Origin of the sequence: Kitasatospora putterlickiae, assembly GCF_039527695.1 — a bacterium.
In the GTDB taxonomy this organism is placed as follows: Bacteria; Actinomycetota; Actinomycetes; order Streptomycetales; family Streptomycetaceae; genus Kitasatospora; species Kitasatospora putterlickiae.
This window is the reverse complement of sequence record NZ_BAAAKJ010000186.1, coordinates 78,048-90,052: the sequence shown is the minus strand read 5'-3', so window position 1 is coordinate 90,052 and position 12,005 is coordinate 78,048. Positions and strand designations below refer to the sequence as shown.

Annotated in this window: 2 protein-coding genes; both read right to left on the bottom strand. The window is 74.1% G+C overall.

From position 1 onward, the window contains the following. Positions 1 to 1,327 (bottom strand): type I polyketide synthase (locus ABD308_RS18810; RefSeq protein ID WP_344335964.1); only part of this gene is annotated, 1,327 nt, incomplete at its 3' end. A gap of 14 nt (positions 1,328 to 1,341) precedes the next feature. Then, entirely contained in the window at positions 1,342 to 12,003 is a 10,662-nt protein-coding gene (locus ABD308_RS18805; RefSeq protein WP_344335962.1) for an SDR family NAD(P)-dependent oxidoreductase, read from the bottom strand. Positions 12,004 to 12,005 lie beyond the last annotated feature (2 nt).

Sequence of the window (12,005 nt, the reverse complement as noted above, 5' to 3'; positions counted from 1 at the left end):
CCCGCTCGCCCGCCGGCCACTTCCGGGCCTCGGTCAGCAGCTCGACCCGGCCGGACTCCCAGTCCACGTGCGAGGACGGCTCGTCCACGTGCAGCGTGGCGGGCAGCAGCCCGTGCCGCATCGCCAGCACCATCTTGATCACGCCCGCCACGCCGGCGCCCGCCGAGGTGTGGCCGATGTTCGACTTGATCGAGCCCAGCCACAGCGGCTCGTCCCCGGCGCGCTCGCGGCCGTAGGTCGCCAGGAGGGCCTGCGCCTCGATCGGGTCGCCCAGCCTGGTGCCGGTGCCGTGGCCCTCGACCGCGTCGACGTCGGCGAGCGACAGGCCCGCGCTGGCCAGCGCCGCCCGGATCACCCGCTCCTGCGAGGGGCCGTTGGGCGCGGTGAGGCCGTTGCTGGCACCGTCCTGGTTGATCGCGGTGCCCCGGATCAGGCCGTGGATGCGGCGCCCGTTGCGGCGGGCGTCCGACAGGCGCTCCAGCACGAGCAGGCCCAGGCCGTCCGAGAAGCCGGTGCCGTCCGCCGAGGACGCGTACGCCTTGCAGCGCCCGTCCTCGGCCAGACCGCGCTGGCGGCTGAACTCGCGCAGCATGAACGGGCTGGGCATCAGCGTCACGCCGCCCGCCAGGGCGAGCGAGCACTCGCCGCCCCGCAGCGCCTGCACGGCCATGTGCATCGCCACCGAGGAGGACGAGCAGGCCGTGTCGACGGACACCGCCGGGCCCTCCAGGCCGAGCAGGTAGGAGATCCGGCCCGAGGACACGCTCGCCGCCCCGCCGGTGAGCTGGAAGCCCTCGATCTCCGGCAGGGCGCGCTCCTGCCCCATGCCGTAGTCGGTGACGCTCAGCCCGCAGTACACGCCGGTGTCGCTGCCGCGCAGCGTGCCGACGTCGATCCGGGCGTCCTCGAAGGCCTCCCAGGAGGCTTCGAGCAGCAGGCGCTGCTGCGGGTCCATCGCGGTCGCCTCGCGCGGCGAGATCCCGAAGAACTCCGCGTCGAACTCGCCGATGCGGTCGACGAATCCGCCGCCCCGGGCGTAGACCGTCCCGGGCTGCTCCGGGTCGGGGCTGTACAGCCGCTCCAGGTCCCAGCCGCGGTCGTCGGGCAGCGGCGCGATGGCGTCGCGCCCCTCGGCGACCAGCTCCCACAGCCCGTCCGGCGAGGACACCCCGCCCGGGTAGCGGCAGCTCATGCCGATGATGGCCAGCGGCTCGGTCGCCCGGGACTCCGCCTCCTCCAACTGCGCTCTGGTCTCGTTGAGTTCGAGCGCGACCTTCCTGAGGTAGCGGACCAGCTTCTCCTGCTGGTCGACGTTCTCCGTCGTCATCTCCGTGTCCCCCGTCACTCGTCGCCCAGCTGAACATCGATCATGCGGAACAGGTCCTCGGCGGTGGTCGCCGCCTGGAGCTGCTCCCGCTCGCTCTGCGCCCTGCTCGCCGGCTCGCCCTCGCCGGTGCCCGCGGCCGCTGCCGCGGCTCCGGCGCTGATGGCCGACAGCAGGGTGCGCAGGCGCTTGGCCACCCGCTGCTGCTCCTCCGCCGAGCTGGCGGCGAGCATCTCCTCCAGCCGCCGGACCTCCTGGTCGATCGGCGGCTCGGCCGGCTCCCCGCCGCCCAGCTCCGACAGCAGCAGGTCCGCCACCGCCGCCGGCGTCGGGTGGTCGAAGACCAGCGTCGCCGGCAGTCGCACGCCCGTGGACTGGGCGAGCCGGTTGCGCAGTTCGACGGCGCCGAGCGAGTCGAAGCCGAGGTCCTTGAAGGCCCGGTCCGGCTCGATCACGGCCGCCGAGGCGTGGCCGAGGACGGCCGCGACCTGCGCCTGGACGGCCTCCAGCACGATCCCCGCGCGCTCCGCCTCGGGTACGGCCGCCAGCCGCTGCGCCAGCACGCTCGCCCCGGCGTCGGCGGCCCGGGCCGGCAGCCGGACCAGGCCGCGCAGCAGCGGCGGCAGCATCCCGGCGCGGGCCTGGGCGCGCAGCACGGTGGTGTCCAGCAGCACCGGGGCCACCACTGCGGCGTCCACGTCCAACGACCGGTCGAACAGTGCCGGGCCGGTCTCCGGGGTCAGCGCGCCGACACCCATCCGCTCCAGGCGGGCGAACTCGTCCTCGCCCAACTGGGCGGCCATGCCGGCCGTTCCGGACCACAGGCCCCAGGCGAGCGAGGTCGCCGGCAGGCCGGCGGCCCGACGGGACGCGGCCAGCGCGTCCAGCGCCGAGTTCGCGGCCGCGTAGTTCGCCTGGCCCGGGCTGCCGATGAGGGCGGACACCGAGGAGAACAGCACGAACGCCGTCAGCTCGGCGCCGGCGGTCAACTCGTGCAGGTGCCAGGCGGCTTCGAGCTTCGGTCGCATCACGCGGTCGACCTGCGCGGGCGACAGAGAGGCGATCACGCCGTCGTCGAGCACACCGGCGGCGTGCACGACGGCCGTCACCGGGTGCTCCAGCTGCCCGAGTGCGGCGGCCAGTTGCTCGCGGTCGGACACGTCGCAGGCGACCACCCGCGCGGTGGCGCCCGACTCCGCCAGCTCGGCCACCAGTTCGGCGGCGCCGGCGGCCCGCGGCCCGCTGCGGCTCAGCAGCAGCAGGTGCCGCACGCCACGGGCGGCGGCGAGGTGCCGGGCGAAGACCGCGCCCAGGCCACCCGTACCGCCGGTGATCACCACCGTGCCCTCGGCGTCGAACTCCACCGCCGACTCGCCGATGGACGCCTTCACCAGGCGCGGCGCCAGCACCCGGCCGCCACGCAGCGCCACCTGCGGCTCGTCGCCGTCCAGCAGCGCGCCCCAGTCGGGCGTCCCCCCGTCCAGGTCGACCAGCAGGAACCGGTCCGGGTTCTCGGACTGCGCGCTGCGCAGCAGGCCCCAGAGCGCGGCCTGGGCGACATCCGCCGCCTCGCCGTCCACGGACACCGCGTTCCGGGTGACCAGGGCCAGCCGCACCTCGGCCGTCCAGTCGGCGGCCAGCCACCGCTGCACCAGCCCCAGCGCCTCGGCCACGGCCTCGCGGGCCGCGTCGGCCTCGTTCCCCGCCGGGGTGGCGACGGACGCCACGACCAGCGGCGGCCTCGGGCCGCCCTCGGCGAGTGCCTGCTCCAGCGCCGCCAGGTCGGCGAACGCCTCGCCCTCGACACCCGCCCCGCCCAGCACCGCCGGCCGGACGGGCTGCGCCGCACCGAGCGCCACCGGCGCCCAGTCCAGCCGGTACACCGACTGGGCGCCACCGCGCCGCAGCCGCTCCAGCTGCGAGAGGTCCACCGGGCGCATGTCCAGCCGCTCCAGGCTCAGCACCGGCTCGCCCTGCTCGGACACCACGTCCACCCGCAGAGCAGAGTCGCCGGCGGGCGAGATCCGCACCCGGACCCGGGAGAGGCCCGGCCGCCCGCCGGTCACCTTCGACCACGAGAACGGCAGCAGGGTCGCGCCACCGTCCGCGCCCTTCTCCGCGAACGCGCCGTGCAGCGTCGCGTCGAACAACGCCGGGTGCAGGGCGAAGCCCTCGCCGCCGGTGTCGCCCGGCAGGGCCACCTCGGCGAACACCTCTGAGCCGACGCGCCAGGCCGTCCGCACGCCCTGGAACACCGGGCCGTAGTCGAAGCCGAGCTCGGCCATGCCCGCGTACAGCGCGCCGCCGGTCATCTCCGTGCCCCCGGCGGGCGGCCACTCGGTCGGCAGCCAGGCCGCCGGAGCGGCACCCTCGGCCGCCAGCCAGCCACGGGCGTGGCAGACCGCCTCGACGGCCTCCTCGGCCGCCGCCGGCTCCGGGCGGGCGAACACCGCCACCTCACGGCGGCCGTCCGTACCCGCGACGCCCACCGTGACGCGCAACTGCGCGGCGGCGCCCTCCTCCAGCAGCAGCGGCGACTCCATCACCAGCTCGTCCACCACCGGCACACCCACCCGGCGACCGGCCGCCGCGACCAGCTCCACCCACGCGGTGCCCGGGACGATCACCATGCCCAGGACCACGTGGTCGCGCACCCACGGCTGCCCCTGCGCGGAGAACCGGCCGGTGAACACCCACTCGTCACGGTCGCCGACCTGCACGGCCGCCGCCAGCACCGGGTGCTCCATGCGGTCCAGGCCGGCCGCGACGACGTCACCGCCCTGCGCGGACGGCGTCAGCCAGTAGGTCTCCCGCTGAAAGGCGTACGTCGGCAGGTCGACGATCCGGGCGCCGGTGGCGGCGAACGCGGACTCCCAGTCGACCTTCACCCCGGCGGCGTGCGCCTGGCCGAGGGAGAGCAGGAAGCGCGGCAGGCCGCCCTCCTCCCGCTTCAGCGAACCGACCACCGACACCCGGCCGTTGGCCTCGGCCGCCTCGACGGCATCCTCGACCGCCATGGTCAGCACCGGGTGCGGGGACGCCTCGACGAAGCAGCCCATGCCCTGGTCGATCAGCGCACGGACGGCCGGCTCGAAGCCGACCTGGCCGCGCAGGTTCTTGTACCAGTACGCGGCGTCCATCGTGGTGGTGTCGATGAACTCGCCCACGACGGTGGAGAAGAACGGGATCCGGCCGCTGATCGGCTCGACCGGCGACAGGGCGGCGAGCAGCTCGGTCTCGATGATCTCGACCTGCGCCGAGTGCGAGGCGTAGTCGACCTTGACCTTGCGGGCGCGGACGCCGTCGCGCTCGCAGGCCTCGAACACCTCGTCCAGCGCGTCGGGTTCACCCGCGACGACGACGGCGGAGGGGCCGTTGACGGCGGCGACGGAGAGGCGGCCCGCGTACGGCGCCAGCAGCTCCTCGACCCGGTCGACGGGCAGGGCCACCGACATCATGCCGCCCAGCCCCGCGAGCTTGTCGCGCACCAACTGGCTGCGCACCGCGACGATCCGGGCCGCGTCACGCAGCGACAACCCGCCCGCGACATACGCCGCCGCGATCTCGCCCTGCGAGTGCCCGACGACCGCCGCAGGCTCCACACCGTACGAGCGCCACAGGGCCGCGAGGCTGACCATGACGGCGAACAGCGCCGGCTGGACCACATCCACCCGCTCCAGGGTGGGCGCGCCCTCCTTGCCGCGGAGCACGTCCTCCAGCTTCCAGTCGACGAACTCGGCCAGCGCGTCACCACACGCCGCGATCTCCGCCGCGAACACCGGCGCGGAGTCCAAAAGTTCGACCGCCATGCCGACCCACTGCGCCCCCTGACCGGGGAACACGAACACCGGCTTCACCGTGCCACCGGCCGAACGGCCCTCCACCACCAGCGGCGAGGGCTCGCCCAGCGACAGCGCCGCCAGACCCGCCAGCAACTGCTCACGGTCGGCCGCCGCCACCACACCCCGGTGCTCCAGCTGGGCCCGCGTCGTCGCGGCCGAGAACCCCACATCGGCCGGCGACAACTCGGGCCGCGCCACCAGATGCGCCCGCAACCGCTCCGCCTGCGCCCGCACCGCCGCCGCACTGCGACCCGACACCGGCACCGCCACCGCACCGACCACCGGAACCGGCTCCACGACCGGCACCTCCTCGGCCGCCGGCGCCTCCTCCAGGATCACGTGCGTGTTCGTACCACTGACACCGAACGACGACACCGCCGCACGACGCGGCCGCCCGTCCACCACCGGCCAGTCCCGCGCCTCCGTCAGCAACTCGACCCGACCCGACGTCCACTCCACGTGCGGCGAGGGCTCGTCCACGTGCAGCGTGGCGGGCAGCACACCGTGCCGCATCGCCATCACCATCTTGATCACACCGGCGACGCCGGCCGCAGCCGAGGTGTGCCCGATGTTGGACTTGATCGAGCCCAGCCACAGCGGCTCCCCGGCACGGTCCCGGCCGTAGGTGGCCAGCAGGGCCTGGGCCTCGATCGGGTCGCCCAGCCTGGTGCCGGTGCCGTGGCCCTCGACCGCGTCGACCTCGGCCGCCGACAGCCCGGCGTTCGCCAGCGCCGCCCGGATCACCCGCTCCTGCGAGGGCCCGTTGGGCGCCGTCAGACCGTTCGACGCACCGTCCTGGTTCACCGCACTGCCCCGGATCACGCCAAGGATCTTCCGCCCGTTGCGCCGCGCGTCCGACAACCGTTCCAACACGAGCAGGCCCATGCCGTCCGAAAAGCCGGTGCCGTCCGCGTCGGACGAGTACGCCTTGCAGCGCCCGTCCTCGGAGAGGCCGCGCTGGCGACTGAAGCCGACGAGCAGGTCCGGCGTGGCCATCAGCGAGATGCCGCCGACCAGGGCCAGTTCGCATTCGCCCGCGTGCAGGGACTGGGAGGCGAAGTGCAGGGCGACCGAGGAGGAGGAGCAGGCGGTGTCGACGGACACCGCCGGGCCCTCCAGGCCGAGCGAGTAGGCGATCCGGCCGGAGACCACGCTGGTAGTGGTACCGGTGAGGTGGTAGCCCTCCAGCTCCGGTGCCATCGTGGAGTGGTAGCCCGAGGGAACGGTGCCGCAGAAGACGCCGGTGTTGCTGCCGCGCAGCGAGGTCGGGTCGATGCCGGCGTGTTCGAAGGCCTCCCAGGAGGCTTCGAGCAGCAGGCGCTGCTGCGGGTCGGTGGCGGTCGCCTCGCGCGGGCTGATGCCGAAGAACTCGGCGTCGAACTCGCCGATGCCGTGCACGAATCCGCCGGCCCGGGTGTACGCCGTGCCCGCGTGGTCGGGGTCCGGGTCGTACAGGTTGGCCAGGTCCCAGCCGCGGTCGGACGGGAACGGGCCCATCGCGTCCCGGCCTTCGGCGACCAGCTGCCACAGCTCGTCCGGCGAGGACACCCCGCCCGGGAACCGGCAGCTCATGCCGACGATCGCCAGCGGCTCGGCGGAGTCGACGCGCCGCGCACGGGTGGCCTTCGGACGGCCGCTCGCGGGCTCCACCGTGATCTGCGCGACCAGCAGGCGCGCCACCGCCGCGGGGGACGGGTGGTCGAACACCAGGGTGGCGGGCAGGCGCACGCCGGTGGACTGGCCGAGCCGGTTGCGCAGCTCGACGGCGCTCAGCGAGTCGAAGCCGATCTCCTGGAAGGCGCGCTCCGGGTCGATCGCGGCGGCCGAGGCGTGGCCGAGCACGTCCGCGACCTGCGCCAGCACCAGGTCGAGCACCACCCGCTCGCGGTCCGCCTCCGGCACGCCCGCGAGCCGGCGGGCCAGCGATCCGCCGTGCTCCGCGCGCCGGGCCGGGACGGGCGCGAGGCCGCGCAGCAGCGGCGGCAGCAAGCCCGCCCGGGCCTGCTGGCGCAGGACGGCGGTGTCCAGCTGGACGGGCGCGAGCAGAGCCGCGTCCGAGGCCAGGGCCCGGTCGAACAGGCCCAGACCGAGCTCGGCCGTCAGCGGCTTCGTCCCCATCCTCTCCAGCCGCGCCAGCTCCGCGCCACTCAACTGAGCCGCCATGCCACCGGCTTCGGACCACAGACCCCACGCCAGCGAGACCGCCGGCAGACCCGCCGCACGACGGGAGACCGCCAACGCGTCCAACGCCGAGTTCGCCGCCGCGTAGTTGCCCTGACCGGGACTGCCGATCAGCGCCGCCACCGACGAGAACAGCACGAACGCCTTCAGATCGGCGGAAGCCGTCAACTCGTGCAGATGCCAGGCCGCTTCGACCTTCGGCCGCAGCACCCGCCCGACCTGCTCCGACGACAACGACTCGACCGTGCCGTCATCCAGCACACCGGCCGCGTGCACGACCGCCGTCAGCGGACGCTCCAGCCCACCCAGCACCGACGCCAGTTGCTCACGGTCAGCGGCGTCGCACGCGACGACCTCCGCCACCGCGCCCAACTCCGCCAGCTCCGAAACCAGTTCGGACACACCCTCGGCCGCCGGGCCACGCCGGCTCAGCAGCAGCAGGTGCCGCACCCCGTACGCCGCCGCCAGGTGCCGCGCGAACACCGCACCCAGACCACCCGTACCACCGGTGACCAGAACCGTGCCCTCGGTGTCGAACCCGACCGCAGGCCCCTCGGCCGGGGCCTTCGCCAGGCGCGGCGCCAGCACCTTGCCGTCGCGCAACGCCACCTGCGGCTCGTCGCCGTCCAGCAGCGCGGCCCAGTCCGGTGCGGAGCCGTCCGCGTCGACCAGCAGGAACCGGCCCGGATGCTCCGACTGCGCACTGCGCAGCAGACCCCACACCGCCGCCTGGGCGACATCCGCCGCCTCGCCGTCCACCGACACCGCGCCACGCGTCAGCACGGCCAGCCGGGCCTCGCCCGACCAGTCGTCCACCAGCCAGGACCTCACCAGCGCCAGCGCCCGGGTGACGGCCTCGGCCGCGCTCCCGACCGAGGTGTCCACCGAGGCCACGACCAGCTGCGGCGCCTGGCCACCCTCGGCCAGCGCCTTGCCCAGCGCGGCCAGGTCCGCGAACCGCTCGCCCTCGACGCCCGCCTCGCCCAGCACCGCCACCCGGACGGCCTCGCCGGTGCCGGACGCCACCGGCGCCCAGCCGAGCCGGTACAGCGGGGTCTGCGTCCCGCCGGCCCGCTTCAGCTGCGCCCGGTCGACCGGGCGGAACACGAGCTGGTCCATGCTGAGCACCGGCTCGTCGTCCTCGTCGACGATCTCGATGCGGAACGCGGCCTCGCCGGCGGGGGTGAGCCGGGCACGGGCCCGCGAGACGCCCCTCCGGTGGAGCTGGACGCCGTTCCACGAGAACGGCATGACGAGGGTGTCGTCGGGCTTCTCCCCGAAGAGCGAGCTCTGCACGGCGGAGTCGAAGAGCCCCGGGTGGATGCCGAAGCCCGACTGGGTGTCCGCGTCGTCCGGCAGGGCCAACTCGACGTAGACGGCGTCCTCGTCCTGCCACGCCTCGATCACGCCCTGGAAGAGGGTGCCGTAGTCGTAACCGATCTCGGTCATGCGGGTGTAGAGCGCCTCCGGGGCGAGCGACTCCGCGCCCGGCGGCGGCCATTCGACGTCCCAGGCGGGGACGGAGAGGGCGTCCGTTCCCAGCCAGCCGCGACCGTGGCAGACCGCGTCGCCCGGCTTGTCGGGGGCGTCTCCCTCGACGCGCGAGAAGATGACGAACTCGCGGCGCCCGTCCTCGTCGGCGTTCCCGACGACGATCTGCAGTCGGCGCGCCGCGGTGTCGTCCAGGACCAGCGGGGCCTCGATGACGAGCTCGTCCAGCACCGGGCAGCCGACCTCGCGGCCGGCGGCCAGGCTCATCTCGACCAGCGCCACGCCGGGCACCACGACGGTGCCCATCACGACGTGGTCGCGCGTCCACGGTTGGGCCTGCGTCGAGATGCGGCCGGTGAACAGCCACTCGTCGCGGTCGCCGACGAGCGCGCGGCCGGCCAGGACGGGGTGCTCGACGGCGATGAGCCCGGCGCCCGTGACGTCGCCGCCCAGTGCGGACGGCATCAGCCAGTAGCGCTCGTGCTGGAAGGCGTAGGTCGGCAGGTCGACGCGCTGGGCGTCGGTGCCCGCGTAGAAGGCCTCCCAGTCCACGGTGACGCCGGCCGTGTGGGCGTGGCCCAGGAAGCCCGCGAAGGTCTCCCGCTCGCCCTGCTTCGCGCGCAGGGCCGGAACGAAGACCGCCCCCGCGTCCTCGTCGACGCACTGGCGGGCCATCGCGGTGAGCACCGCGTCCGGGCCGAGTTCCAGGAACCGGCGAACCCCCCGCTCCCAGAGGGTGTTGACGCCATCGGCGAAGCGCACCGCCTGACGGACGTGCCGCACCCAGTACTCGGCGTCGAACTCCTCCACCACCGCACCGGTGACGTTCGAGACCACCGGAATGGTGGGCGCCGAATACGTCAACTTCTCCGCCACCAGGCGGAATTCGTCCAGCATCGGCTCCATGCGGGGCGAGTGGAACGCGTGCGAGACCCGCAGGCGCGTCGTCTTACGACCCTCGACCCTCGGAAGCCACTCCTCGACGGCGTCCGCATCGCCCGAAACCACCAGCGCGGTGGGCGCGTTGATCGCGGCGATCTCCAGCCGTCCCTCGAAGCCGGCCAGCGAGTCGGCGACCTCGGCCTCACCCGCCTGCACCGCGACCATCGCACCGCCGGCAGGCAGCGCGCCCATCAACCGGCCACGCGCGACCACGAGTTCGGCCGCGTCCGCGAGCGAGAGCACACCCGCGACATGCGCGGCCGCGATCTCACCCACCGAATGCCCCACCAGGAAGTCCGCCCGCAGGCCCAACGACTCCACCAGACGGAACAACGCCACCTCGACCGCGAACAACGCCGCCTGCGTGAACTCCGTGGCATTCAGGTCATCACCGCCGGCCGCGATCAACTCCCGCACCGAACGGCCCAGACGCGCATCCAGCTCCACGCAGACCTCGGCCAGCGCCCGCTCGAACACCGGGAACGCCCCGGCCAGCTCCAGGCCCATCCCACCGCGCTGCGAGCCCTGCCCCGTGAACAGGAACGCCGACTTGCCCGCGACAGCGGCCGTACCGGCCGAAACCCCGGCCAGCCGCTCCACGAGCTCGTCCCGCCCCGAGGCCACCACGACCGCACGCCGCTCCAGCAACGCACGCGAAGCAACCGACGAGAACGCCACATCGCCGACCGACAGCTCCGGCCGCGCCACCAGGTGCGACCGCAGCCGCTCCACCTGCTCCCGCAGCGCCGCATCCGTCCGCGCCGACAACACCACCGGCACCACACCCACAGGCCGAACGACCTCGGGCGCCTCCGAAGACTCCTCCGCCGGAGCCTCCTCCAGGATGATGTGCGCGTTGGTCCCGCTCACACCGAACGACGACACCGCGGCGCGCCGTGGACGTCCCTCGGCGACCGACCACTCCCGGGCCGCGGTCAGCAGCTCGACCCGGCCCGACTCCCACTCCACATGCGGCGTCGGCGCATCGACGTGCAAGGTCTGCGGCAGCACACCGTGCCGCATCGCCATCACCATCTTGATCACACCCGCCACACCGGCGGCGGTCGAGGTGTGCCCGATGTTGGACTTGATCGAGCCGAGCCACAGCGGCTCACCCTCGCGCTCACGCCCGTAGGTGGCCAGCAGCGCCTGCGCCTCGATCGGGTCGCCGAGCACCGTGCCGGTGCCGTGGCCCTCGACCGTGTCGATGTCGGCGGTGGCCAGTCCGGCGTTCGCCAGCGCCGCCCGGATCACCCGCTCCTGCGAGGGGCCGTTCGGAGCCGTCAGCCCGTTGCTCGCGCCGTCCTGGTTGACGGCACTGCCCCGGATCAGGCCCAAAATGCGACGCCCGTTGCGCCGCGCGTCCGACATCCGCTCCAGGACCACCAGGCCGAGGCCGTCCGAGAACCCGGTCCCGTCCGCCGAAGCCGAGTACGCCTTGCAGCGTCCGTCCGGCGCGAGGCCACGCTGACGGCTGAACTCCATGTGCAGGAACGGCCCGGCGAGGACGGTCACGCCACCGGCGAGTGCCAGCGAGCACTCGCCCGCCCGCAGCGCGTTCACCGCCAGGTGCAGGGCAACCGCCGAGGCGGAGCAGGCGGTGTCGACGGACACCGCCGGGCCCTCCAGGCCGAGCGCGTACGCCATGCGGCCGGACACCACGCTGGTGGTGGAACCGGTCAGGCGGAAGCCCTCGATCTCGGGCAGGGCGCCGGCCGGCATGGCCGCGTAGTCGGACGGGCCGACGCCGCAGAAGACACCGGTGGAGCTGCCGCGCAGGGTGTGCGGGTCGATGCCCGAGTCCTCCAGCGCCTCCCAGGCCGACTCCAGCAGCAGACGCTGCTGCGGGTCCATCGCGGTCGCCTCGCGCGGGCTGATCCCGAAGAACTCCGCGTCGAACTCGGCGGCACCGTCGATGAATCCGCCCTCCCGGGCGTACACGGTGCCGAGCCGGTCGGGGTCCGGGTCGTACAGCTTCTCCAGGTCCCAGCCGCGGTCGGTCGGGAACGGGCCGATGCCGTCCCGGCCCTCGGCGACCAGCTGCCACAGCTCCTCGGGGGAGGTCACCCCGCCCGGGTAGCGGCAGCTCATGCCGACGATCGCGATCGGCTCGCCGTCGCGCGACTCGTACTCGCGCAGGCGCGCACGGGCCTGGTTGAGATCACTCGCCATCTTCTTGAGATAGCGGGCGATCTTCTCCTGCTGCTCGGTGTTCTCTGCCATGT